General features: G+C 69.7%; 13 protein-coding genes. 4 read left to right on the top strand and 9 right to left on the bottom strand.

Going from position 1 to position 25,005, the window contains the following annotated elements:
• Positions 1-84: 84 nt before the first annotated feature.
• The 7 genes from AB0N17_RS09595 to ngcE form a co-directional block, all read right to left on the bottom strand.
• Positions 85-1,398, bottom strand: a complete 1,314-nt coding sequence (locus tag AB0N17_RS09595) for a sugar ABC transporter permease (protein ID WP_366010616.1) — start codon at positions 1,396-1,398, stop codon at positions 85-87.
• Complete coding sequence (locus AB0N17_RS09590; protein WP_366010615.1) at positions 1,395-2,186, bottom strand: ATP-binding cassette domain-containing protein; 792 nt, start codon at positions 2,184-2,186, stop codon at positions 1,395-1,397. Before AB0N17_RS09590 ends, AB0N17_RS09595 begins: the two co-directional genes overlap by 4 nt.
• Positions 2,187-2,379: 193 nt before the next feature.
• Positions 2,380-3,483: a substrate-binding domain-containing protein gene (locus AB0N17_RS09585; RefSeq protein WP_366010677.1), complete on the bottom strand. Its 1,104-nt coding sequence runs from the start codon at positions 3,481-3,483 to the stop codon at positions 2,380-2,382.
• A gap of 134 nt (positions 3,484-3,617) precedes the next feature.
• Positions 3,618-4,829, bottom strand: coding sequence for an ROK family transcriptional regulator (locus tag AB0N17_RS09580; RefSeq protein WP_366010614.1), 1,212 nt, complete (start codon positions 4,827-4,829; stop codon positions 3,618-3,620).
• Between the two features lie 271 nt (positions 4,830-5,100).
• Complete coding sequence (locus AB0N17_RS09575; RefSeq protein ID WP_366010613.1) at positions 5,101-6,024, bottom strand: carbohydrate ABC transporter permease; 924 nt, start codon at positions 6,022-6,024, stop codon at positions 5,101-5,103.
• 3 nt (positions 6,025-6,027) lie between these two features.
• Positions 6,028-6,954, bottom strand: a complete 927-nt coding sequence (locus tag AB0N17_RS09570) for a sugar ABC transporter permease (protein ID WP_366010612.1) — start codon at positions 6,952-6,954, stop codon at positions 6,028-6,030.
• A 29-nt stretch (positions 6,955-6,983) separates the two neighbouring features.
• Positions 6,984-8,429, bottom strand: coding sequence for an N-acetylglucosamine/diacetylchitobiose ABC transporter substrate-binding protein (ngcE, locus tag AB0N17_RS09565; RefSeq protein WP_366010611.1), 1,446 nt, complete (start codon positions 8,427-8,429; stop codon positions 6,984-6,986).
• Between the two features lie 351 nt (positions 8,430-8,780).
• Between ngcE and AB0N17_RS09560 the strand changes: the two genes are divergently transcribed.
• On the top strand, positions 8,781-12,581 hold the full coding sequence (locus tag AB0N17_RS09560) for a GH92 family glycosyl hydrolase (RefSeq protein ID WP_366010610.1): 3,801 nt from the start codon (positions 8,781-8,783) through the stop codon (positions 12,579-12,581).
• Positions 12,582-12,642: 61 nt separating this feature from the next.
• Here AB0N17_RS09560 and AB0N17_RS09555 read toward each other — a convergent pair whose 3' ends face one another.
• Positions 12,643-15,969 carry a GH92 family glycosyl hydrolase gene (locus AB0N17_RS09555; RefSeq protein WP_366010609.1) on the bottom strand — a complete coding sequence of 1,109 codons (3,327 nt, stop codon included), beginning with the start codon at positions 15,967-15,969 and terminating at the stop codon, positions 12,643-12,645.
• Between the two features lie 556 nt (positions 15,970-16,525).
• Here AB0N17_RS09555 and dnaK point away from each other — a divergent pair.
• The 3 genes from dnaK to AB0N17_RS09540 all read left to right on the top strand — a co-directional run bounded on the left by dnaK (position 16,526) and on the right by AB0N17_RS09540 (position 21,618).
• On the top strand, positions 16,526-18,427 hold the full coding sequence (dnaK, locus tag AB0N17_RS09550; protein ID WP_366010608.1) for a molecular chaperone DnaK: 1,902 nt from the start codon (positions 16,526-16,528) through the stop codon (positions 18,425-18,427).
• Between the two features lie 2 nt (positions 18,428-18,429).
• Entirely contained in the window at positions 18,430-18,879 is a 450-nt protein-coding gene (gene grpE / locus AB0N17_RS09545) for a nucleotide exchange factor GrpE (RefSeq protein WP_366010607.1), read from the top strand.
• 69 nt (positions 18,880-18,948) lie between these two features.
• Positions 18,949-21,618 carry a SpoIIE family protein phosphatase gene (locus AB0N17_RS09540; protein WP_366010606.1) on the top strand — a complete coding sequence of 890 codons (2,670 nt, stop codon included), beginning with the start codon at positions 18,949-18,951 and terminating at the stop codon, positions 21,616-21,618.
• A 266-nt stretch (positions 21,619-21,884) separates the two neighbouring features.
• Here the strand turns inward: AB0N17_RS09540 and acnA are convergent, their stop codons facing one another.
• On the bottom strand, positions 21,885-24,602 hold the full coding sequence (gene acnA / locus AB0N17_RS09535; protein ID WP_366010604.1) for an aconitate hydratase AcnA: 2,718 nt from the start codon (positions 24,600-24,602) through the stop codon (positions 21,885-21,887).
• Positions 24,603-25,005 lie beyond the last annotated feature (403 nt).

Below are 25,005 nucleotides of genomic sequence, written 5' to 3'. Positions count from 1 at the left end.
GCTCGCCCGAGTCTAATGTTCATGCTTTGCCGGACACGACAGCGCCCGGCACGTTTCGGTGCCGGGCGCTGCTGCTGTCTTCGGTTACGCGCGACCCGCGGTCTTCTGGGTCTTGCGGGTGATGGAGTCGATCACGACCGTGGTCAGCAGGACCGCCGCGGTGATCATGTACTTCACCGGCTCGGCGATGGACTCCAGCTGGAGGCCGTACTGGATCGAGACGATCACCAGCACACCGAGCAGCGCGTTCCAGGTGCGGCCCCGGCCGCCGAACAGCGACGTGCCACCGATGACGGCAGCGGCGATCGCGTTCATCAGCAGGTCACCGGTGCCGGCGCTCTGGTTGGCGGAGGCGATCTTGGAGGCCAGGAACAGACCGCCGATCGCGGCGAAACCGCCGGAGATGGCGAAGACGGAGATCCGCACCGCCGTGACGTTGATGCCCGCGCGCCGCGACGCCTCGACGCTGCCGCCGAGCGCGAAGATCTTGCGGCCGTAGGAGGTGCGCCGCAGCACGAAGTCCGTGCCGACCAGGAACGCGAGGAAGATCACCGTGGCCAGCGGCAGGCCCTTGTACTGGTTGTACATGTAGGCCGCCGCGAAGGAGACCACGGCCAGCAGGGCGGTGCGCAGGAGCGTGTCGCTGAGCGGCCGGAACGGGACGCCCGCGGCCTCACGGCGCCGGTTGCCGAGGAAGGAGGTGAGCAAGAACACGGCGACCACGACGACGGCGAGCCCGTAGGCGGCGGCCACGTCGGAGAAGAAGTACGTGGTCAGCTTGGAGACCAGGCCGTCCGGCGCGAGGTTGATCGTGCCGTCCGCGCCCAGCACCTTCAGCATGAAGCCGAGCCAGAACAGCAGGCCGGCCAGCGTGACGGCGAAGGCGGGGGCGCCGAGCACCGCGAAGAAGAAGCCGTGCAGCGCGCCGATGGCGATACCGGCGACGATCGCGACGAGCACGGCCGCCCACTCGGGCCAGCCCTGGTTGACCGCGAGGACGGCCGCGAGGGCGCTGGCCGCACCGCTGACGGAGCCGACCGACAGGTCGATCTCGCCCAGCAGCAGCACGAAGACGATGCCGACCGAGATCATGCCCGTGCCGACCATGGTGACGGTGATGTCACTGATGTTCTGCGCGGAGAGGAACTCCGAGTTCAGCAGCTGGAAGATCACGCAGATGAGGGCGAGGCCCACGACGACCGGGATCGAGCCCAGCTCGCCGGCCTTCATCTTGCGCTTGAACTCGTACCAGTAGCCGAGCAGGCCCTCCTCCTGCACCAGCAGGCGGGGGTCGACGGCGGTGACCGCGGCGGCCGCGGCCTCGGGGTTCACCACCTGCGCGTCGCCCGCGGGCTCGGGGGTCTTGTCCACGTTCGCGGAGGTCTTGTCGATGCTCACTTGGAAACCTCCCCGTTCACGCGCGCCGCACGGCGGGTCACGGCGTTGTCGGTGGCGCCGGTGATGGCGGAGATGATCTCCTCCTGCGAGGTCGTCTTGACCTCGAAGACGCCGTTGTTGCGGCCGAGGCGCAGGACGGCGACCTTGTCGGCCACCGCCTTCACGTCCGCCATGTTGTGGCTGATGAGGATGACGGCGTGACCGCGCTCGCGCAGGCGCTCCACGAGGTCGAGGACCTGGGCGGTCTGCTCGACACCGAGGGCGGCGGTGGGCTCGTCGAGGATGACCAGCTTGGGGTCGCCGAGCATGGAGCGGGCGATGGCCACGGTCTGGCGCTGACCGCCGGAGAGCGAGGCGATCGGGATGCGGACGCTGGGGATGCGGATCGAGAGCGTGGTGAGCAGCTCGCGGGAGCGGCGCTCCATCTCGACCTCGTCCAGGACGCCCCACTTCCTCAGCTCACGGCCGAGGAACAGGTTGCCGACGACGTCGATGTTGTCGCACAGCGCGAGGTCCTGGTAGACCGTCGCGATGCCCAGGGCCTGGGCGTCGTGCGGCCTGCTGATGGAGACGGGCTTGCCGTCCCACTCGATGGCACCCTCGTCGATCGGGTGCACGCCGGCGATCGTCTTGACCAGCGTGGACTTTCCGGCGCCGTTGTCGCCCACCAGGGCGACCACCTCACCGGCGTGGACCTCAAGCTCTACGTCGGTGAGCGCCTGGACGGCACCGAATCGCTTGGAGACCCCGCGCAACGCCAGCACGGGCGTAGCGGACACGTGAACCATCTCCTTCGCCGCCTGACCCGGCGGGAGGTTGTGCAGAAAAGTTGGGGGGTAGTTCCGTCGGGCGCCCCGCGCCGAGCTTGCGGGGCTGTGTGAATGCGCGGGGCGCCTTCGGGAGTCTGGTGAAGCCGGCCGGTCGCATCCCCTACGGGCATTCAAGGACGAATGCCCGGTTCGGGGAAGGACGCGGGTCCGCCTACTTGAGGCCGAGCTTGGCGCAGGCCGCCTTGTAGTCGGCGGTGCAGATCTGGTCGACGGTGTAGACGCCGTCCTTGATCACGGTGTCCTTGATGTTGTCCTTGGTCAGCGAGGTGACCGGGACCAGCACCGAGGGGACGTCCTTCTGCGAGTTGCTGGAGACCTTGTCCTTCGCGACGGAGTCCAGCGACTTGCCCTGGGCCAGCGCGACGGCCATCTCGGCGGCGGCGTCGGCCTCGGGGGCGTACGGCTTGTAGACGCTCATCCACTGCGAACCGGCGACGATGCGCTGCACACCGGCGAGCTCGGCGTCCTGACCGGTGACCGGGACCTTGATGCCCGCGGCGCTGAGGGCGGTGATGATACCGCCGGCCATGCCGTCGTTGGCGGAGTAGACACCCGCGATCTTGCCCTTGCCGACCGCGGAGATCGCCGCCTCCATCTCGGAGTTGGCGTTGTCCGGCGACCACTCCTTGGTGTCGTACTCCTTGGCGACGGTCACCTTGCCGTCGAGGACGGAGTGCGCGCCCTTCTTGAACTGGGCGGCGTTCGGGTCGGTGACCGAGCCGTTGACCATGACGATCTTGGAGGACTTGGTGGCCTTGCCGCCCAGCGCCGTCAGCAGGGCCTGGCCCTGGGTCTCGCCGACCTTCTCGTTGTCGAACGAGGTGTAGGCGCTGATCGGGCCCTCGGCGAGGCGGTCGTATGCGACGACCTTGATACCGGCGTCCACGGCCTTCTGCACGGAGTTCTGGATGGCCTTGGCGTCGACCGCGTCCAGGATCAGGACGTCCACCTTGTTGGTGATCATGGTGTCGACCTGCTGCGCCTGCAGGTTCGCGTCCTGGTGGGCGTTGTTGTACTGGAACTTCGCCTTGTTGTTCGTCAGCTCCTGGATCTTCTTCTCGATCAGGGGCTTGTCGAACTTCTCGTACCGCGCGGTCTTGTTCTCCGGAAGCAGGAGACCGACCGTGATGTCGTCACCCTTCTTGGCGGACGACGAGGAGGAAGAGCTTCCGCCCTTCGACTCCTTGGCGCTGCCACAGGCGGCGAGCGAGACGGCCATGGCACCAGCAGCAACGGCGAAGGCCGCACGACGCATACGCGTGTTCACTTCTAGAAACCTCCCTGACGAGGCCGCGACGTTGCGGCCGAGGTGGCTGGAAGTCAACTCGGCCACACGTGCGACGTCAAGAAGTAAATCCTTAACGAGATGGCAACGGTGCCATCCGTTCTCTAAGTGAAGGCAGGGGTCGCGGCGGGCAGCGCGCCAGTGACAGAACCGTCCAGAAGGGTCGAATCGCCCATCTCGCTGAGAGCGAGGGCGAGCGCTCCGAGCACCTCCGCACGGCCCCCAAGTGCCCCCGGGAGAACGGACAGTTGGCGCGCCGCGCTGGGGATGGCGTAGCGGCCGACGGACTCCCTGATCGGCCCGAGCACCAGCTCACCGGCCTCGGCGAGATCACCGCCGAGGACCACCCTGCTCGGGTTCAGAAGGTTGCAGAGGTTGGCCACTCCACTGCCGATGTGGCGGCCGACGTCGGCGATCACCCGACGACAGCCCGGGTCACCGTCCCTGGCCAGCCGCACGACGCCTTCCATGGTCAGATCGGGGCCGTGGCTGGGCTGGAGCAGCGGCAGCACATAGCGCGCCGCCGCGAAGGTCTCCAGGCAGCCGCGGTTGCCGCAGCGGCAGACCGGGCCGGATTCGTCGAGTGTAATATGTCCTATTTCTCCGGCCGTGCCGCCCGGGCCGCGGTAGATCTTCCCGTCGATCACCAGACCGGCGCCGACACCGCTCGCGACCTTGATGTAGGCAAGATCACGCACGCCCTTGCCGCTGCCCCAGACCAGCTCGCCGAGGGCGCCGAGGTTGGCGTCGTTGTCCACGTGGACGGGCACGCCGAGCCGTCCGCGCAGCTCCTCGGCGGGCTTGGTGCCGCCCCAGCCGGGCAGGATCGCGGTGGAGCCCAGCGTCCCCGACTCCACATCGATCGGACCGGGCACACCGAGCCCCACGCCGGCCACCTTGGACCGGTCCACCCCCGTTGCTCCGATCAGGCGGTCGACCAGCTCCTCGGCCCGGTCGAAGCCCTGGGCGGCGGACGCGTCGACGTCCAGCGGCTCGGACTCCTCGGCCAGCACCTGGTGGGCGAGGTTCCCGACCGCGACGCGCAGATGGGTGTGCCCGAAGTCGATGCCGACCACGATGCCGGCGTCCCCGCTCAGGCTGACGCTGCGGGCCCGGCGCCCGCCCGCCGAGGTGGGCGTGACCTCGACCGTCCCGCCGTCCTTCAGCTCCCGCACGATGTTGGAGACGGTCGCGGCGGACAATCCGGTCGTCCGCGCGATCTCCGCCTGCGTGAGGGACCCTGCCAGGCGTACGGCCCGGACGACCCGCTCCAGGTTGGCTCGGTGCAGCGATGACTGCGACCCTGGAGTCTCCACGACGACCTCCTGAGCGCGGGGCCGCTTCGGCGAGGCCCCGTGTATGTCCAACTAGTGAACTCTAAGCTGAGCCGTTCGGGGTGACTCCCGTCAAGAGGTTGAACCGTATCCGGGTACCCCGAAACGTGCACACACCACCCGAAAGTGGCGCGCACCCACGTCCGGGAACAGGCGCGCACCGGCCCGGGAACACGCGCGCACGCCGCTCCCGGACCGGGAGCGGCGTGCGTACGGACGGATGCGGGGCGTCACCCCGCCGGGGTGCGCCGGCCTACTTCAGCGCCCCCGCGGTCAGCCCCTGGACGACTTGGCGCTGGAAGACGATGTACGCCCCGAGCACCGGCAGCATGGCCATGACCAGGCCCGCGAAGAGGCCGGACCAGTCGCCCTTGTAGCCCTGGCTGACCGCCAGCTGGACCAGGCCCTGGGTGAGGACCTTCTTGTCGGGGTCGGTGTTGAGCACCGTGGGCAGCATGTACTGGTTCCACTGGCCCAGGAAGTTGAAGATCCCCACGCTGATCAGGCCCGGCTTGGCCATCGGGAGCATGATCTGGAAGAACGTACGCGTGTGCGAAGCACCGTCCACGAAGGCCGCCTCCGCCACCGACGTGGGCAGCGTGCGGAAGAAGGCCGTCAGGAAGAAGACGGTGAAGGGCAGCGAGTAGGCGATGTAGACGAGGATCAGCCCGTGGATCGTGTTCAGCAGGCCCATGTTGTTCACCACGTAGAACAGCGGGACCAGCGCGAGCATGATCGGGAAACTCATGCCGCCGACGAACAGGTAGTAGATGAAGCGGTTGCCCGGGAAGTCGAAGCGGGCGAGGACGTAGGCGGCCATGGAGCCGAGCACCAGGGTGCCGATGAGCGAGCCCCCGACCACCAGGACGGTGTTGAGGAAGTAGTCGCTCATGTTGGCGTCGGTCCAGGCCCGCGCCCAGTTGTCGAAGTGCAGCCTGTCCGGCAGGGCCCAGGGTGAGCCGAAGATGGAGCTGTCGTCCTTGAACGACGTCATCACCGCCCACAGCAGCGGCGTGACCACCATGATCGCCCAGATGACCAGCACACCGTGGGAGAAGACGTTGAGGACGCCGCCCTCCCTCTTCGGCCGGGCGGGCCTGGCGGCCGGTACGTCGACCTTGGAGACGGTCGCGCCGGACTCGGCCGGCAGCGGGGCGGGGGTCTCGGTCGTCTTCATCGCTCAGTACCCCAGCCGCTCGCGACGGCCCAGCCGCATCACGATCGCCGCGAAGGCGAGGGTGACGACGAGGAGGGCGACGCCGATGGTGGTGGCGTAGGCGGCCTGACCGTCCCGGAACGCCTTCTGGTACACGTACAGGACCATCACGGTGGTCGAGTAGTCGGGACCGCCCGGCCCGGTCGTCATGATCTGCACGACCGCGAACGACTCGGCGCCGAGCGCGAGGATGCCCATGTAGACCCAGCCGGACTGCACGGTGTCCCACAGCAGCGGCAGGGTGATGCGGAAGAAGGTGGTGAAGCGGCTCGCGCCGTCGAGCAGCGCCGCCTCGTACATCTCCGCCGGGATCGAGGCCATGCCCGCCGAGAACAGGACCACGAAGAAGCCGACCGTGGACCAGACGAGCACCGCCATGACGCACCACAGCGCGAGGCCGGGATCGCCCAGCCACAGCGGCTGCACATGGTCGAGGCCGATCCCGCGCAGGACCGAGTTGATCGCGCCGCTGTCCGGGTTGTACGCGAACGCGAACAACAGTGCGACGATCGCGATGGACAGCACCTGCGGAAAGAAATACACGATCTTGTAGAAGGAGGAGCCCCGGACGCCCGAGATCACGGGGCCGCCCCTTCTCCGCCGTCCGCCCACATTGATCATGAAGGCGAAGAACAGCGCCAGACTGATCGTCACCAGTGGCAGGACCAGGGCGAACAGCAGACTGTGCTGCAACGACTTCCAGAAGATGTCGTCGTGCAACATCCTCTCGTAGTTGTCGAAGCCGACCATCTTGAATTCGGGGCTCAGGCCGGTCCAGTCCGTGAACGAGTAATAGATGGACTGGATGAACGGCCACACCACGAAGAGCGCGTACAGTCCCAGGGGCACTGCCAGGAACCCCACGATGAACCGGTACTTGCCGTGCTGCATCGCCACTCCGGTGCGGTCGGGGGTGCTGTTTACTGGTGCTTGTAGTGCTTGATCGAGGTGTCCTTGGCCGCCTCGTCGGCGAAGCCCTGGATCTTCTTGATGGCCTCCGCCGGGGTCATCCGGCCCGCCATCATCTCGCCGAGGCCGGCCACCCCGATCTTCTCCTTCTGTAGCTGGACGTACCAGTCCTGCAGCCGCGGATTCACCACGTTGGATCCCGCCAGCTTCAGCGCCGCCACGCCCGACTTCAGGCCCGGGGTGAGGCTGATGCCGGAGGTCCCGCCGTTGTACGCGGTCAGCGACTTCACCTTGGCGGTGAAGTTCTTCGAGGACGCCTCCGAAAGCATGATGCGCAGCTGCTCCATGCCGCCCTCGGGGTTCGCCGCCTTGGCCGGCACGACGAACGGCTCACCGCCGGAGGCCCAGATGGTGCCGAAGGGCAGCTTGTCGGAGCCGTCGATGCCGGAGGGGGCCGAAACGGCCAGGTCGAAGTCCTTCGGGATGACGTTGGCCGACTCGTTCTCCACCCAGGAGCCGTTCGGGATGAACAGCGCCTTGCCCTTCGCCCAGGCGGTCTGCGACTGGATGTGGTCCAGGCCCGGGGTGCCCTGGAGGACGTACCCCTTCTTGTACAGCTCGTAGTACGCCTCGAAGCAGGCCTTGACGGCCGGGTGCTTCCAGGCGTTCGGCTCCAGGTTGTCGATGGCGTCGAGCACCTCGCGCCCGCCGACCTTGCCGATCATCGGGTACAGCGAGAAGGGGAGGTAGTACGGGTACTTGCCCGCGTACGTCCAGCCCGCGATGCCCTTCTTCTTGGCCTTGGCGCAGACCTGGAGCATCTCGTCCCAGGTCTTCGGGTACTCCACGCCGAGCGAGTCGAGCGCCTTCTGCGAGTACCAGACGCCGTACACCGTGTAGGCGTAGTAGAGGATCCAGACCGGGTCGCCGTCGAACTGGCCCATCTCCACGATGCCGGGGCGCAGCGTGTCGCGGACCTTCTTGTTCGGGTCGTCGTACGACGGCGCGTCCAGCAGCGGGGTGAGGTCGGCGAGCTGGTTCTTGCCGACGAGCACGCCCATGTCCATCTGCTCGGCGCCCGAGTTGTCGATGAGGTCCGGCGGGTTGCCCTGGTTGAAACGGGGCTGGAGGGTGGACTGGATCTTCTGGGTGGCGGCGAACTTCACCGTGGCCTTGGGGAAGTCCTTCTGGTAGATCTTCACCGCGTCCTCGGCGTACTCCTTGCCGAAGCCGCCGTCGAAGAGGACGAACTCCATCTTCGCGGTGTCGTTGACGGCGAGCGGGTTCTTGGCGGACTTCTTCCCCGCCTTGGCCTTCTCCTGACCGCCGCCCCCGCTGCTCGCGCAGGCGGACAGGAAGCCCATCGCCGGCACACCGACGATGCCGAGCGCGGCGGACCGCTTGATCACATCACGACGGCCGACGCCTTCGGCGCTGTTGTTCGAGGTGGATCCCATGCTCAAGTCCTCGCCTTCTCCAGGACTCAGGCGGTGAACCGGATCCTCCCCGGCACCGCAGTCGGGTCGTGCTGGGTCGTGCAGGGTCATGCTGGAAACGCCGACAGGTATAGTCCACTTTCGGTCGGCGGAGCAAGATCGAATGCAGGGTTCGCGATGGGTCTTTTCCGAGTTGAGACCTCACGGAAATATGAGACCCCCGTGTGCGGCCCGCCGAGAAAAACCGCGACATAAGTCCCTGAATGCCACGCTCAACACCCTTGACATCACGGGCCACTTGACCACCTACTGGTTCCTGCGCCTCGAAGTTGACAACGTTGTCCAGAGCCGGCGCAGGGAGGGAATCCGTAGATGCAGCGGAGAACTCGGCACAGATGGGGTCCGGCGGTCGTCCTCACGGCCGCCTTTGTCATGGCCGTCGGCGCACAGGGCGCGGCGGTCGCCCTGCCGGCCAAGGCCCCGGCCGCCGACCAGGAGTTCGCATCCTCGTTCGAGACGGGCGATCCGGCGCCGGACTGGCTGAACACCGTCGACGCCGGTCCCGACGGCGCCAAGCGCGCCTCGGGCGTCGACGGCGGCTACAGCACCGGCATCCCGGGCAATGTGACCGACCATGTCACCGAGGTCCGGGCGAGCGGCGAGAACACCGGCGCGGGCGAGGTGAAGGAGAACCTCGTCGACGGCGAGCCCGGCACCAAGTGGCTGACCTTCGAGTCCACCGGCTGGGTGGAGTTCGACCTGGACAAACCGATCAAACTGGTGACGTACGCCCTCACCTCGGCCAACGACTACGACGACCGCGACCCGAGGGATTGGACCCTGGAGGGCTCCGCCGACGGCAAGGACTGGAAGACGGTCGACACCCGTTCGGGCGAGGCCTTCTCCGAACGGTTCCAGACGAAGTCGTACGACCTCGCCCAGCCGGCCGAGTACCAGCACTTCCGGCTGGAGGTGACGAAGAACAGCGGCGCCTCGATACTCCAGCTCGCCGACGTGCAGTTCTCCACCGGCGGCGGGGGCGGTCCGGTGCCGCAGGACATGCTGACGCTGGTCGACAAGGGCCCGACCGGCTCCCCCACGGCCAAGGCGCGCGCCGGGTTCACCGGGAAGAGGGCGCTGCGCTACGCCGGGCGGCACACGGCGGGCGGGCGGGCGTACTCGTACAACAAGGTCTTCGACGTGAACGTGAAGGTCGGCCGTGACACCCGGCTGGCCTACCGCATCTTCCCGTCGATGGCCGACGGCGACCGCGACTACGACGCCACGAACGTCTCCGTCGACCTGGCCTTCACCGACGGCACCTACCTCAGCGACCTGGGCGCGCAGGACCAGCACGGGTTCCCGCTCTCCCCGCGCGGGCAGGGCGCGTCGAAGTCGCTGTACGTCAACCAGTGGAACGACGTCGCCTCGGGCATCGGCGCGGTGGCCGCCGGGAAGACGGTCGACCGGATCCTGGTGGCGTACGACTCCCCCGACGGCCCGGCGAAGTTCCGCGGCTGGATCGACGACGTCTCCCTGAAGCCGGTCGCGCCCCAGAAGCCGAAGGCGCACCTGTCGGACTACGCGCTGACCACCCGGGGCACCAACTCCAGCGGCAGCTTCTCGCGCGGCAACGACTTCCCGGCGACGGCCCTCCCGCACGGCTTCAACTTCTGGACGCCGGTGACCAACGCCTCCTCGCTGAGCTGGCTGTACGAGTACGCACGCGCGAACAACGACGACAACCTGCCGACCATCCAGGCGTTCAGCGCGAGCCATGAACCGAGCCCGTGGATGGGTGACCGGCAGACCTTCCAGCTGATGCCGTCGGCCGCGGCCGGCACCCCGGACACCGGCCGCCAGGCGCGCGAGCTGCCCTTCCGGCACGAGAACGAGACCGCGCGGCCGTACTACTACGGGGTCCGCTTCGAGAACGGTCTCAAGGCGGAGATGGCCCCCACCGACCACGCGGCGGCGCTGCGGTTCACCTACCCCGGCGGCGACGCGAGCGTGCTGTTCGACAACGTCACCGAGCAGGCGGGCCTGACCCTGGACAAGACCCACGGGACCGTGACCGGCTACTCGGACGTGAAGTCGGGGCTGTCCACGGGCGCCACCCGGCTGTTCGTCTACGGCGAGTTCGACAAGCCGGTCACGGACGGCGCCTCGAGCGGGGTGAAGGGCTATCTGCGCTTCGACGCGGGTGCGGACCGCACCGTCACGCTGCGGCTGGCGACCTCGCTGATCAGCGTGGACCAGGCGAAGGACAACCTGCGCCAGGAGATCCCGGACGGCACCTCCTTCGACGCGGTGAAGGCGCACGCCCGGCAGGTCTGGGACAAGCTGCTCGGCAAGGTCGAGGTGGAGGGTGCCACCGCGGACCAGCTGACCACGCTGTACTCCAGCATGTACCGGCTGTACCTCTACCCGAACTCCGGCTTCGAGAAGGCCGGCGGGAAGAACCGGTACGCCTCCCCGTTCTCGCCGATGCCGAGCCAGGACACCCCGACCCACACCGGCGCGAAGATCGTCGACGGCAAGGTGTACGTCAACAACGGCTTCTGGGACACCTACCGCACCACCTGGCCGGCGTACTCCTTCCTGACGCCCTCTCAGGCGGGCGAGATGGTCGACGGCTTCATACAGCAGTACAAGGACGGCGGCTGGACCTCCCGCTGGTCCTCCCCCGGCTACGCCGACCTGATGACCGGCACCTCCTCGGACGTGGCCTTCGCCGACGCCTACGTGAAGGGCGTGAAGATCGACGCGAAGGCGGCGTACGACGCGGCCGTGAAGAACGCCACCGTGGTCCCGCCGGCGTCGGGCGTGGGCCGCAAGGGCATGAGCACCTCGCCCTTCCTCGGCTACACCAGCACCGACACCTCCGAGGGCCTGTCGTGGGCGATGGAGGGCTACGTCAACGACTACGGCATCGCCCGGATGGGCCAGGAGCTGTACCGCAAGACCGGTGAGAAGCGGTACCGGGAGGAGTCGCAGTACTTCCTCAACCGGGCCCAGGACTACGTGAAGTTGTTCGACCCCAAGGCCGGCTTCTTCCAGGGCCGGGACGACCGGGGCGGCCGGCGGGTCGACTCGTCGGCGTACGACCCCCGTGTCTGGGGCTACGACTACACGGAGACGAACGGCTGGGGCTACGCCTTCACGGCCCCGCAGGACAGCCGGGGCCTGGCCAACCTGTACGGCGGCCGGCAGGGCCTCGCGGACAAGCTCGACACGTACTTCTCCACGCCGGAGACCGCCTCCCCGGACTACGTCGGCTCCTACGGCGGTGTCATCCACGAGATGACCGAGGCCCGGGACGTGCGGATGGGCATGTACGGCCACTCCAACCAGGTCGCCCACCACGTCATCTACATGTACGACGCGGCCGGCCAGCCGTGGAAGGCGCAGAGCTATGTGCGCGAGGTGCTGTCCCGCCTCTACACGGGCAGCGAGATAGGGCAGGGCTACCACGGCGACGAGGACAACGGCGAGCAGTCCGGCTGGTACCTCTTCTCCGCGCTCGGCTTCTACCCGCTGGTCATGGGCAGCGGCGAGTACTCCATCGGCTCCCCGCTGTTCAAGAAGGTCACCGTGCACCTGGAGAACGGCCGTGACCTGGTCGTCAAGGCTCCGGGGAACAGCGCCAAGAACGTCTACGTCCAGGGTGTGACGTTCAACGGCCGTCCCTGGACGTCGACTTCGCTGCCCCACTCGCTGCTGTCCAAGGGCGGGGTGCTGCAGTTCTTCATGGGCGCCAAGCCGTCGACGTGGGGCACCGGCAAGAACGCGGCCCCGGTCTCCATCACCGGGGACGACAAGGTGCCCACCCCCCGCGCGGACGTGCTGAAGGGCGACGGCCCGCTGTTCGACGACACCTCGGCGACGGACGCGACGGTGACCTCGGTGGACCTGCCGGTCGACGGCGCCGTGAAGCCCCTCCAGTACACGCTGACCTCCTCCGCGGACCACACCCGGGCACCGACCGGCTGGACCCTGCAGGGCTCCACGGACGGCACGACCTGGCGGACCCTCGACCACCGCTCCGGTGAGACGTTCCGCTGGGACCGCCAGACCCGCGCCTTCACCGTCGCGGCACCGGGCCGGTACGCGAAGTACCGGCTGGTCCTGGACGGCGCGTCGACGCTGGCGGAGGTGGAGCTGCTGGCCTGACGCCGGGAAGGACGGCAGGGGGCGGGCCCGTCCGGGTCCGCCCCCTGCCGTGTGCCCGGTCTCAGCCGGTGGCCAGCGTGAACACGTGCAGGTCACCGTCGTCCGGGAGCCGGACGCTGCTGATGGTCCGGCCGTCCGGCGCGGTGAACGGCTTGGTGGCGAAGACGTACGTCTTCACCGGGTCCTTGTCCGCGCCGGCGACGTTGCGGTACGCCGTCTCGGCGACGACCTCGTTGCCGTACTGGACGGTGCCGCCTCCGCCGCCCACCGTCCAGTCGGTGAAGGACAGGTCGACGGTGCCGGTCGTGCCGTCGGTGTAGGTGACGGTCGCCCGGGCCTGCTGGTTGCCGTTGACCGCGCTGCCGACGAACGACAGCGTGGTGGCGGGCTCGGCCAGCGCGATGGTCTGTCCCGAGCCGGAGGCGTTGTCGGGGCGGCCGGGGGGCGAGTCGGGCCAGGTGAAGGTGAGTCCGCCGACCGTGCCGTGCGCGCCCGCGGGGAGGCCGGCCGCGGCCAGGGCCTGGCGGGAGTAGCTCCAGCCGCCACCGTCGAAGTCGGCCTCGGAGTGGTCGCCCGTGTCGTCGGAGACGCCGGTGGTGTCGTAGGCCGCGAGCAGGGTGCCCGGGGCGGCGACGGTCAGCGCGACCGGCTGCCGGTAGGAGGTACCGCCCGAGGTCACCGTGACCATGACGTCGGCGAAGCCCTGGGCGGCGTCCTTCGCGGCCGTGAGGGTGATCTCCCGCGCGCCGTCGGTGACCGTGCCCTCGGCGGGCGTGGCCCTGACGCCGGCCGGGGTGTCCACCGCGAAGTGCACCTCGGGTCCGGAGCCTGACGTCAGGGACACCGCCCGGACAGCGATCTTCGTGCTGCCGCCGGGGGCGAGGGTGGCGGCGGTCGGGCCGACACCGATCTGGTACGGCTGCTCGCCCTCCCGGAACGACGGCGGCGGGCTGTCCACGCCCCAGGAGCGGTCCGGGGTGGCGGAGAGCGTGTAGTCCAGCCGGCCCCCGTCACGCACGAACGAGGCGGGCAGCCAGGGCCGGTCACCGGAACGGCCGTCGACCTTCAGGGACCGGACGTAGGGGGCGTCGGCCGCCGCTCCGGGCGCGCGGACGGAGATGTCGTTGCCCTGCGGACGGTGGATCTCCACCCGCTCGAACAGCGGTGAGGCGAGGACCAGTTCGGCCCGGGACGGCACCTGCGGGTACATGCCGAGGGCGGAGAAGACGTACCAGGACGACATGGCGCCGAGGTCGTCGTTGCCGGGGATGCCGCCGGGCGTGGTGGTCCACAGCTGCCGCATCGCCGCGCGGACGGTCTCCTGGGTCTTGTAGGGGGCGCCCGCGTAGTCGTACAGGTAGGGCACGTTGATCGACGGTTCGTTGTCCAGCTCGGACTTGGTGCCGCCGCTGCCGGTGAAGGCCCAGCCGCCGTCGGCGTCGTGGAAGAAGCCGTCCAGCCGGGCGAGGGCCTTGTCCCGGCCGCCCATCGCCGCGAACAGGCCCGCCGGATCGTGCGGGACCATCCAGGTGTACTGCGCGGCCGTTCCCTCGACGAAACCGGTGCCGGTACCGGGGGTGAAGCCGGTGACCCAGCTGCCGTCGGCCCTGCGGTCGGCGATGTAGCCGCCGGCGGGGTCGGCGGCGATGTCGAAGTCGTTCTGCCACCACTGGGCGCGGCGGGCGAAGGCGGTCGCCGTGTCCTTCTCCCCCGCCGCGCGGGCGAGCTGGGAGAGGGAGAAGTCGGCCGTGGACATCTCCAGGGTCTCGGCCGCGCCGCCCCAGGCGTTGGAGACGCTCGGCATGTAGTGCAGCTTCAGGTACTTGTCCAGCGAGGGGCGCTGGCCCGCCGAGAGCACCGGCTTGCCGGCCGGGGACAGGTCCTGCGCGGTGGGTACGGTCGCCGCCTTCACGAGGGAGTGGAGGGCGCCCGCGAGGTCGAAGTCGGTGCCGCCGAAGGCCCGGATGCCGGCGAGCGCGGTCGCCGAGGGATCGCCGTTCATGACGTGCGTGCCGCTCGCGCCGTGCAGCCAGCGGTCCCAGACTCCGCCGTTCTGCCGGGCGAGTTCGTACAGCGACTGGGCGATGTCGGAGCCGGTGCGGGGGTCGAGGAGGGTGAGGAGCTGGAGCTGGTCGCGGTAGACGTCCCAGCCGGAGAAGGTACCGTATTGCGCATGCCGTCGGCTGTCGGCGGTGTGCGGTCGGCTGCCGGCGGGTCCGGCGCCGGCATGCGGCCGTCCACCGTCGACCGTGTGCACCCGCCCGTCGGCCCCCCGGTACCTGCCGTCGGCATCGCTGATGACGTTCGGGTGCAGCAGCGCGTGGTAGAGCGCGGTGTAGAAGGTGGTGCGCTCGGCGTCCGTGCCGCCGCCCACGCGGACCGCGCCGAGGCGGTCGCGCCAGGCGCGCCGGGCCGCTGCCGCGACCGTGTCGAAGGAGCGGCCCGGCGGGTTCTCGGCGGCGAGGTTGGCCTCGGCCGCCGCCTCGCTGACGTAGGAGATGCCGACCTTGACGTGCACCGGCCCGGTGCCGGGCGCGAACTCGACGTAGCCGCCCGCGCCCTTGCCCGGGACGGGCCGGCCGCCGTGCGTGAAGCCGCCCGTGCCGCCGGACGCCTGGCGGGAGCCGGGGTCGAGCCGGTCGTCCTGCCAGGTGCCGGTCGCCTTGAAGGCGCGGTCCACGTGTGCGGTGAAGTACAGCGTGTAGTAGGCGCGTTGGCCTTCCGGGTCGAGGTAACCGCAGAAGTCGCCGGAGGTGACGGATCCGGAGATCGTGCGGCTCTCCGGGTCGATGGTGACCGTCGAATTCTCCGAGCCGACCTCGGAGTTGGCGGTGCGCACCAGCAGGGAGGCGGGTTTGCCGTCGGGGAAGGTGAAGCGGGCCGAGCCGGTGCGGGTGGTGGCGGTGAGGTCGGCGGTGACTCCGGAGGCGAGGCCCACCCGGTAGTGGCCGGGTTCGGCGGTCTCGTCGGTGTGGCGGAAGTCCGAGGCGTAGACGGCGTCCTTGGTGTCGCTCGCCGGGGAGGAGGTGACCTCACCGGCGTAGGGGAAGAACGGGATGTCGCCGCTGCCTCCCGCGCAGCCGGTGCCGGACATGTGGGTGAGGCTGAAGCCCCGGACGCGGGTGGCGTCGTACTGGTAGCCGCCGGGGGCCGCGGTTCTGGTGGCGTCGCCCCTGGTGTTCTCGGGGCTCCAGGACAGCATGCCGAAGGGCACGACGGCTCCGGGGAAGACGTCGCCGCCGTTCCTGGTGCCGATCAGCGGATCGACGTAGGGGGTGGGGTCCTTGACGAGGCCGGGGGGTGCGGCGGTCGCCGCGAGGGCGGGGGTTGCGGTGCCGCAGGTCGCGAGGAGCGCGGCCAGCAGCAGGGACGTGGGTCTGAAACGCATGACGCGGCCCTTCCTCCTTACGGACGGGTCGCGCACCACGGGTCGCACAAGCCGCAGGGACAGTAACGTGCGCCACCGCTACCACGGAAGACCGCGTGCGCCTCCGCAGGCACACGCCGGGTTCACTCGGCCGGGCTACCCCAAGTGGGTTGACATCGTTGTCGGTTGAGGCGGTAGAGTCATGTACAGACCATAGGACAACGTTGTCGCGCACCTTCGCCGACGCCCAAGCCACCTTTTTTCACCCCCCTTCGCTGCCCTTCCCCCCCTTCGTCGTCCTTTCGCCGCAGCCCCAGACCATGTCCCCCGGGCAGGTTCCCCACCCCCCTCACCTGCCCGGCTCGCGGACCCGGTGCGCATGGCCACCGGGTCCGCCCAGAGCGCGCCCCGACCTGCCCGGCAGCAGGGCGAACAGCGACGGGAGCGCTCCCACACGCTTCCCGGCGCAGTCGGCGCCGAGAGCGCCGGCCCTGGACGTCCGCGCGGCGGTCGGGCGCCGGAAACCTATGCTGGTGACAAGAGGGTCCTTCCTTGAAGGCGAGGAGGGTGAGCGCAGATGGCGCGTCCGGTCGGTATCGATCTCGGTACGACGAACTCGGTGGTCTCGGTCCTCGAAGGCGGCGAGCCCACCGTCATCACGAACACGGAAGGGGCGCGGACCACCCCGTCGGTCGTGGCCTTCGCCAAGAACGGGGAAGTGCTGGTCGGCGAGGTCGCCAAGCGGCAGGCCGTGACGAACGTGGAGCGCACCGCGCGTTCGGTGAAGCGGCATGTGGGCGACCACGGCTGGCGGTTCCCGGAACAGGGTGACATCGACGGCAAGCGGTACACGGCGCAGGAGATCTCCGCGCGGGTGCTGCAGAAGCTGAAACGGGACGCGGAGGCGTACCTCGGCGAGGACGTCACCGATGCCGTGATCACGGTGCCGGCCTATTTCGACGACGCCCAGCGGCAGGCGACGAAGGAGGCCGGGGAGATCGCGGGCATGCAGGTCCTGCGGATCATCAACGAGCCGACGGCGGCGGCGCTGGCGTACGGCCTGGACAAGGAGAACGACCAGACGGTCCTGGTCTTCGACCTGGGCGGCGGGACGTTCGACGTGTCGCTGCTGGAGATGGGCGAGGGCGTCATCGAGGTGAAGGCGACCAACGGTGACACGCTGCTCGGCGGTGACGACTGGGACCAGCGGGTCGTGGATCATCTGGTGACGCAGTTCAAGAACGGTTACGGCGTCGATCTGTCCCGGGACAAGATGGCCGTGCAGCGGCTGCGGGAGGCGGCGGAACGGGCGAAGATCGAGCTGTCGTCGTCGAGCGAGACCTCGCTGAACCTGCCGTACATCACGGCCTCGGCCCAGGGTCCGCTGCACCTGGACGAGAAGCTGACCCGCGCCCAGTTCGAGCAGCTGACGGCGGACCTGCTGGAGCGCTGCAAGGGGCCGTTCCACCAGGCGGTGAAGGACGCCGGGATCAAGGTGGCCGACATCGACCATGTGGTGCTGGTGGGCGGCTCGACGCGGATGCCCGCGGTGACGCGGCTGGTGAAGGAGCTGACCGGCAAGGAGCCGCACAAGGGCGTGAACCCCGACGAGGTGGTGGCGGTCGGCGCCAGCCTGCAGGCGGGTGTGCTGAAGGGAGAGGTCAAGGACGTCCTGCTGCTCGATGTCACCCCGCTGTCCCTGGGGATCGAGACCAAGGGCGGCATCATGACGAAGCTGATCGAGCGGAACACGACCATTCCGACGAAGCGCTCGGAGATCTTCACCACGGCCGAGGACAACCAGCCGTCGGTGCAGATCCAGGTCTTCCAGGGCGAGCGCGAGATCGCCGCGTACAACAAGAAGCTCGGCATGTTCGAGCTGACCGGTCTGCCGCCGGCGCCGCGCGGTGTGCCGCAGATCGAGGTGGCCTTCGACATCGACGCCAACGGGATCATGCACGTCTCGGCGAAGGACCTCGGCACCGGCCGGGAGCAGAAGATGACGGTGACCGGCGGTTCGGCGCTGCCGCGCGACGACATCGACCGGATGGTCCGGGAGGCGGAGCAGCACGCGGAGGAGGACCGGCAGCGCCGGGAGGCCGCGGAGACGCGGAACCGGGCGGAGCAGCTCGTCTACTCCACCGAGAAGCTGATCAGCGACAACCCGGACCGGATTCCGGCGGACGCGAAGTCGGAGACGGAGACGGCGCTGGCGGAGCTGAAGGAGCAGTTGAAGTCGGAGGACACGGCGGCGATCCAGCGGGCCACGGACCGTGCGGCGCAGGCCGCCCAGAAGATCGGTACGGCGTTGTACGACCGGGCGCGGGCGGAGCAGCCGGCCCCGGACGGTGCGGCGGGCCCGGGCGGCGCGGGGGGCGCGGGCGCCGGGGCCGGGTCCGGCCCGGGTGCCGGGGCCGGCGGGGAGGACGACGTGGTGGACGCCGAGATCGTCGACGAGGACAAGCCGGAGGCGGGCTGATCATGGACGCGACCCGGACGGGCGGCAGAGGCGAGGCCGAGCGGCTGCTGGCGGAGCGCACAGCCGATCTGCAACGGGTGAAGGCGGAGTACGACAACTACCGCAAGCAGGTGCGGCGGGACCGGATGGCCGTGCGGGAGATCGCCGTCGCCAATGTGCTGACGGCGCTGGTGCCGGTGCTGGACGCCGTCGACCGGGCGTGCGCGTACGAGCCGCTGACCCCGGGTCTGAAGGACATCGTGGACACCTTGTGGGCCCAGCTGGGCGCGCTCGGGGTGCAGGGGTTCGGAGAGGAGGGCGAGCCGTTCGACCCGGCGTGCCATGAGGCGGCCGTCCACCATGCGTCGCAGGCCGCCGAGGGGCTGGTCTGCGCGGAGATTCTGCGCTCGGGGTACCGGGTCGGGGACCGGTTGCTGCGCCCCGCGTTCGTGGCCGTGACCGGACCGGTGTGACATGGAACATACGTCCAGCTCGTGGACCTACCGTAGCCACCCGGGAAACGCCGGTGCTACAAAGGCCGCATGTCGGCAGTAATCGCCCGATTCAGGCGCCTTTCCTGGCGCTATGCGATCGGCAGGAGCCCACGGAGCGTCGCCGGGCAGGTGTTCGTCCTGCAGGTCGCTCTGGTGGTGGTCCTCGTGCTGTGCGGCGTCCTGGCCCTGGTCCTGCAGTCGGAGCGGGACACCAGTGCGGAGGCCCGGCGCCGGTCGATCGCCGTCGCCCAGACCTTCGCGCACGCCCCCGGCGTCCAGCAGGCCCTGCAGTCCCCCAACCCGTCGAAGATCCTCCAGCCGCTCACCGAGGCCGGGCGCAAGGCCGCCGGTGTCGACTTCATCGTGGTGATGGACACCAAGGGCATCCGCTACACCCATCCCATCCCGAGCAAGATCGGCAAGCGGTTCGTGGGCCAGATCGCTCCGTCGCTGGCCGGGAAGGTCTACACCGAGAGCGTGCACGGCCCGCTCGGCCACGAGGTGCAGGCGACCGTGCCCGTGGACGACACGCACGGCAAGGTGATCGGGCTGGTCTCCGCGGGGCTCAAGGTCAAGAACGTCACCAGCGAGGTGGACCGCCAGCTGCCGATCATCCTGACCGCCGGAGCCGCGGCGCTCGTGGTGTCGACGGGCGGCACGGCGCTGGTGGGCAGGCGGCTGCGGCGGCAGACCCACAGCCTGGCGGCGGACGAGATGACCCGGATGTACGAGCACCACGACACGGTGCTGCACTCGGTGCGCGAAGGGGTCCTCATCGTCGGTGCCGACGGGCGGCTGCTGCTGGTCAACGACGAGGCCAGGCGGCTGCTGGAGCTGCCGGCCACGGCGGAGGGCCGGCATGTGTCGGAGCTGCCGGGGCTCGACGCGGACGTGGTGGAGCTGCTCTCCTCCGGGCGTGAGGTCACCGACGAGGTGTTCTTCGCCGGGGAGCGGCTGCTGGCGGTCAACCAGCGGCCCACGGACCGGGCGGGCTGCTCCGGCGGCACCGTGGTGACGCTCCGCGACTCCACGGAGCTGCAGGCGGTGTCCGGCCGGGCGGAGGTCGCCCGGGAACGGCTCAAGCTGCTGTACGACGCGGGCTTGGAGGTGGGCACCACCCTGGACGTGTCGCGCACGGCGGACGAACTGGCGCGGGTCGCCGTGCCGCGGTTCGCCGACTTCGTCACCGTGGACCTGGCCGACGCGGTGCTGCACGGGGAGGAGCCGGGGAACTCCTCGACGGACCTGCGGCGCATCGCCGTGCACGGGGTGCGGGACGACCATCCGCTGTACGAGAAGGACCGGCTGATCCACTTCCTGCCGTCCACGCCCCAGGCCCGCGGCTACGGCAGCGGTCACTCGGAGCTGGTGACCGACCTGTCCGGCGCGCCGGGCTGGCGGGCGCAGGACCCGCAGCGCACCCGCGACATCCTCGAGTACGGCATCCAGTCGCTGATCGTCGCGCCGATCCGGGCCCGGGGTGTCGTGCTGGGCATGGCGAACTTCTACCGGGCCAAGCGGGATCCCTTCGACGACGAGGACGTGTCGCTGGCGGAGGAGCTGGTGGCCCGGGCCGCGGTCAGCATCGACAACGCCCGCCGGTACACCCGTGAGCACGCCCTGGCGGTCACCCTGCAGCGCAGCCTGCTGCCGCGGGCGCTGCCCGAGCAGAGCGCCCTCGACGTCGGATACCGCTACATCCCCGCGCAGTCGGGGGTGAGCGGGGACTGGTTCGACGTGATCCCGCTGCCGGGGAGCCGGGTGGCGCTGGTCGTCGGTGACGTGGTCGGTCACGGTCTGCACGCCGCCGCCACGATGGGGCGGCTGCGCACCGCGGTGCACAACTTCTCCACGCTCGACCTGCCGCCCGACGAGCTGCTGAGTCATCTGGACGACCTGGTCGGCCGGATCGACCAGGACGAGGCCTCCGCGGAGACGACGGCGGAGATAGCCGGCGCCACCTGCCTGTACGCGATCTACGATCCGGTGACGCGGCGCTGCACCATGGCGCGGGCCGGGCATCTGGCGCCGGCGCTGGTCCATCCCGACGGAAGCGTCACCTTCGCCGATCTGCCGGCCGGGCCGCCGCTCGGCATCGGGGGCATGCCGTTCCAGACGGCGGAGCTGGAGCTCGCCGAGGGCACCCAGCTGGTGCTGTACACCGACGGCCTGATCGAGGACCGCAGCCGTGACCTGGACGTCGGCATGGAGCTGCTGCGCCAGTCGCTGGCGGGCCACCCCGACCGGTCGCCGGACGAGAGCTGCCAGGCGGTGCTGGAGGAGCTGCTGCCGGGACGGCCCAAGGACGATGTCGCGCTGCTCGTGGCCCGCACCCGGGCGCTGGCGTCCGACCGGGTCGCCGAGTGGGAGGTGCCGCAGGATCCGGCCGCCGTGTCGGGGATGCGGCTCGCCGTGTCCGAGAAGATGGACGAGTGGGGTCTGGCGGAACTCGGCTTCGGCATGGAGCTGGTCCTGAGCGAGCTGATCACGAACGCGATCCGCTACGGCACCGATCCGATCCGGCTGCGTCTGATCCGTGACCGTGCGCTGATCTGCGAGGTGGCCGACGGCAGCAGCACCTCGCCGCATCTGCGGTACGCCGCGACGACCGACGAGGGCGGCCGGGGCCTGTTCCTGGTGTCGCAGATGACGGAGCGCTGGGGGGTGCGGTACAGCCCGCAGGGAAAGGTGATCTGGGCGGAGCAGCCGCTGCCGTAGGGCGCGGCCGGGCGGGGGCCGGGCGGGGCTGTGCAGCGGCCGGGACCGATGGCCGGGGCCGGTGCGCCGCCCGTGGGCGTGGGCTCCGCCGCGGGCGGTTCGAGGAGGCGGCCGGTGGACGGCGCGCGGGCGCGCGGGCGGTGGCTGCGGGCGCGCGGGCGGTGGCCGCGGGTCCCCGGGGTGCCTGGCCCGTACCGGTCGGGGTACGGCGAAGGGCCGCACCCCCGCTGCCGGGGATGCGGCCCTGACCGGCCGTTCCGCAGTGCTTACTTGCGGATCAGGCTGCGCAGCACGTACTGCATGATGCCGCCGTTGCGGTAGTAGTCGGCCTCACCGGGGGTGTCGATGCGGACGACCGCGTCGAACTCGACACCGGTGTCGGTCGTGACCTTGACCGTGCGCGGCGTGGTGCCGTTGTTGAGCTCCTCGACACCGGTGAAGGAGAAGGTCTCCTCGCCGGTCAGGCCCAGGGAGGCGGCGGTGGCGCCCTCCGGGAACTGCAGCGGCAGGACGCCCATGCCGATGAGGTTCGAGCGGTGGATGCGCTCGTACGACTCGGCGATGACGGCCTTGACGCCGAGCAGCGCGGTGCCCTTGGCGGCCCAGTCGCGGGACGAGCCGGAGCCGTACTCCTTGCCGGCCAGGACGACCAGCGGGATGCCCTGCTCGATGTAGTTGCGCGAGGCGTCGTAGATGAACGACACCGGCGCGTCGGCCTGGGTGAAGTCGCGGGTGTAGCCGCCCTCGGTGCCCGGCGCGATCTGGTTGCGCAGGCGGATGTTGGCGAACGTGCCGCGGATCATGACCTCGTGGTTGCCTCGGCGGGAGCCGTAGGAGTTGAAGTCACGACGCTCCACACCGTGCTCGGTGAGGTACTGGCCGGCCGGGGTGTCGGCCTTGATGGCGCCGGCCGGGGAGATGTGGTCGGTGGTGACCGAGTCGCCCAGCTTGGCGAGCACGCGGGCGCCGGTGATGTCGGAGACCGCCTCCGGCTCCATGCCCATGCCCTCGAAGTACGGGGGCTTGCGGACGTAGGTGGACTCGGGGTCCCACTCGAAGGTGTTGCCGGTCGGGACCGGGAGGGACTGCCACTGGGCGTCGCCCGCGAAGACGTCGCTGTAGGACTTGGAGAACATGTCCTCGCCGATGGCACCGGCGACGACCTCGTTCACCTCGGCCTCGGAGGGCCAGATGTCCTTCAGGAAGACCGGGTTGCCGTCCTGGTCGGTGCCGAGCGCCTCACGGGTGATGTCGACCTTCATGGAGCCCGCGATGGCGTACGCGACGACCAGCGGCGGGGACGCCAGATAGTTCATCTTGACGTCGGGGTTGATACGGCCCTCGAAGTTCCGGTTGCCGGAGAGGACCGAGGTGACCGCGAGGTCGTGGTCGTTGACGGCCTTGGAGACCTCCTCCGGCAGCGGGCCGGAGTTGCCGATGCAGGTGGTGCAGCCGTAGCCGACGAGGTTGAAGCCCAGCTTGTCCAGGTACGGGGTGAGGCCGGCCCGCTCGAAGTAGTCGGTGACGACCTTCGAACCCGGGGCGAGGGTGGACTTGACCCACGGCTTGCGGGTGAGGCCCTTCTCGACCGCCTTCTTGGCGACCAGGGCGGCGCCGATCATGACGTACGGGTTGGAGGTGTTGGTGCAGGAGGTGATGGCCGCGACCGTCACCGCACCGTGGTCCAGCTCGTAGGTCGTGCCGTCGGGGGCCGTGACCTGGACCGGGTTGGAGGGGGCGCCGTTCGGGTGGACGGCCGGGGCGTCGGAGGCCGGGAAGGACTCCACGCCCGCCTCGTCCACGGCGTCGACGTAGTTGCGCACGTCGAGCTTGAACTGCTCGGCGGCGTTGGCGAGGACGATGCGGTCCTGCGGGCGCTTCGGGCCGGCGATGGACGGGACGACCGTGGACAGGTCCAGCTCGAGCTTCTCGGAGAAGTCCGGCTCGGCCTGCGGGTCCAGCCAGAGGCCCTGCTGCTTGGCGTAGGCCTCGACGAGCGCGACCTGCTGCTCGGAGCGGCCGGTCAGGCGCAGGTAGTTCAGGGTCTCGCCGTCGATCGGGAAGATCGCGGCGGTGGAGCCGAACTCCGGCGACATGTTGCCGATGGTGGCGCGGTTGGCGAGCGAGGTGGCGGCCACGCCCTCGCCGTAGAACTCGACGAACTTGCCGACCACACCGTGCTTGCGGAGCATCTCGGTGATGGTGAGCACGAGGTCGGTGGCGGTGGTGCCGGTGGGCAGCTCACCGGTCAGCTTGAAGCCGACGACGCGCGGGATGAGCATGGAGACCGGCTGGCCGAGCATGGCGGCCTCGGCCTCGATGCCGCCGACGCCCCAGCCGAGGACGCCGAGGCCGTTGACCATGGTGGTGTGCGAGTCGGTGCCGACCAGGGTGTCCGGGTAGGCCTTGCCGTCGCGGACCATGACGACGCGGGCCAGGTGCTCGATGTTGACCTGGTGGACGATGCCGGTGCCGGGCGGGACGACCTTGAACTCGTCGAAGGCGGTCTGGCCCCAGCGCAGGAACTGGTAGCGCTCCTTGTTGCGGCCGTACTCCAGCTCGACGTTCTGCTTGAAGGCGTCGTTGGTGCCGAACTTGTCGGCGATGACGGAGTGGTCGATGACCAGCTCGGCCGGGGCCAGCGGGTTGATCTTGGCGGGGTCGCCGCCGAGCTCCTTCACGGCCTCACGCATGGTCGCGAGGTCCACGACGCAGGGAACGCCGGTGAAGTCCTGCATGATCACGCGGGCCGGCGTGAACTGGATCTCCTGGCTGGGCTGGGCCTGGGAGTCCCAGCTGCCGAGGGCGCGGATGTGGTCGGCGGTGATGTTCGCGCCGTCCTCCGTGCGGAGCAGGTTCTCGAGCAGGACCTTGAGGCTGTACGGCAGGCGGGCCGAGCCCTCCACCTTGTCCAGCCGGAAGATCTCGTACGACTCGTCGCCCACCTGCAGCGTGCTGCGGGCGTCGAAGCTGTTCGCCGACACGACAGTCTCCTTCATTGATGTGCGCGTACCACCGTCAATCGTGCCGCCACGCCGGTCTGGCCGATCCGCTAAGGTAAGGCTAAGTTAGGTAACCCTTAGTGGGTGGCGGCTGCGGTGCGCCTGGCAGATATCTCGATGTCGAGATAACACTAGTACATGGCCGCTGGATGGTCATGCCCGGACCGGCCCGGGCACGCCGGTCGTCGGTGGCATGGCTCACACGGCCCCCTTGAAGGAGCGGCGCGCGCGGCGGCGGACGGCGGTGGGCGCCCCCGGCGAGGTCGCCGTGGGGCTCTGATGACACCGCCCCGGACCCGGGGCGCCGGAGGTTCGCTACGGGTACGGCGCCGTAGAGCGGGCCCGCCGCACCGTCACCCGCGACACGCCGACGCACACCACGTCA

Origin of the sequence: Streptomyces sp. NPDC051133 (assembly GCF_040682635.1) — a bacterium.
Taxonomy (GTDB): Bacteria; Actinomycetota; Actinomycetes; order Streptomycetales; family Streptomycetaceae; genus Streptomyces.
The sequence above is the reverse complement of the archived record's forward strand: the minus strand, read 5'-3'. Positions and strand labels throughout refer to the sequence as shown.

What these genes read in the sequence shown, in the direction of transcription:
- AB0N17_RS09590 (WP_366010615.1), bottom strand. Translation starts at nt 2,186, where the DNA reads ATGGTTCACGTGTCCGCTACGCCCGTGCTGGCGTTGCGCGGGGTCTCC.
- AB0N17_RS09575 (WP_366010613.1), bottom strand. Translation starts at nt 6,024, where the DNA reads ATGAAGACGACCGAGACCCCCGCCCCGCTGCCGGCCGAGTCCGGCGCG.
- ngcE (WP_366010611.1), bottom strand. Translation starts at nt 8,429, where the DNA reads ATGGGATCCACCTCGAACAACAGCGCCGAAGGCGTCGGCCGTCGTGAT.
- AB0N17_RS09555 (WP_366010609.1), bottom strand. Translation starts at nt 15,969, where the DNA reads ATGCGTTTCAGACCCACGTCCCTGCTGCTGGCCGCGCTCCTCGCGACC.
- AB0N17_RS09585 (WP_366010677.1), bottom strand. Translation starts at nt 3,483, where the DNA reads ATGCGTCGTGCGGCCTTCGCCGTTGCTGCTGGTGCCATGGCCGTCTCG.
- AB0N17_RS09540 (WP_366010606.1), top strand. Translation starts at nt 18,949, where the DNA reads ATGTCGGCAGTAATCGCCCGATTCAGGCGCCTTTCCTGGCGCTATGCG.
- dnaK (WP_366010608.1), top strand. Translation starts at nt 16,526, where the DNA reads ATGGCGCGTCCGGTCGGTATCGATCTCGGTACGACGAACTCGGTGGTC.
- grpE (WP_366010607.1), top strand. Translation starts at nt 18,430, where the DNA reads ATGGACGCGACCCGGACGGGCGGCAGAGGCGAGGCCGAGCGGCTGCTG.
- AB0N17_RS09560 (WP_366010610.1), top strand. Translation starts at nt 8,781, where the DNA reads ATGCAGCGGAGAACTCGGCACAGATGGGGTCCGGCGGTCGTCCTCACG.
- AB0N17_RS09570 (WP_366010612.1), bottom strand. Translation starts at nt 6,954, where the DNA reads ATGCAGCACGGCAAGTACCGGTTCATCGTGGGGTTCCTGGCAGTGCCC.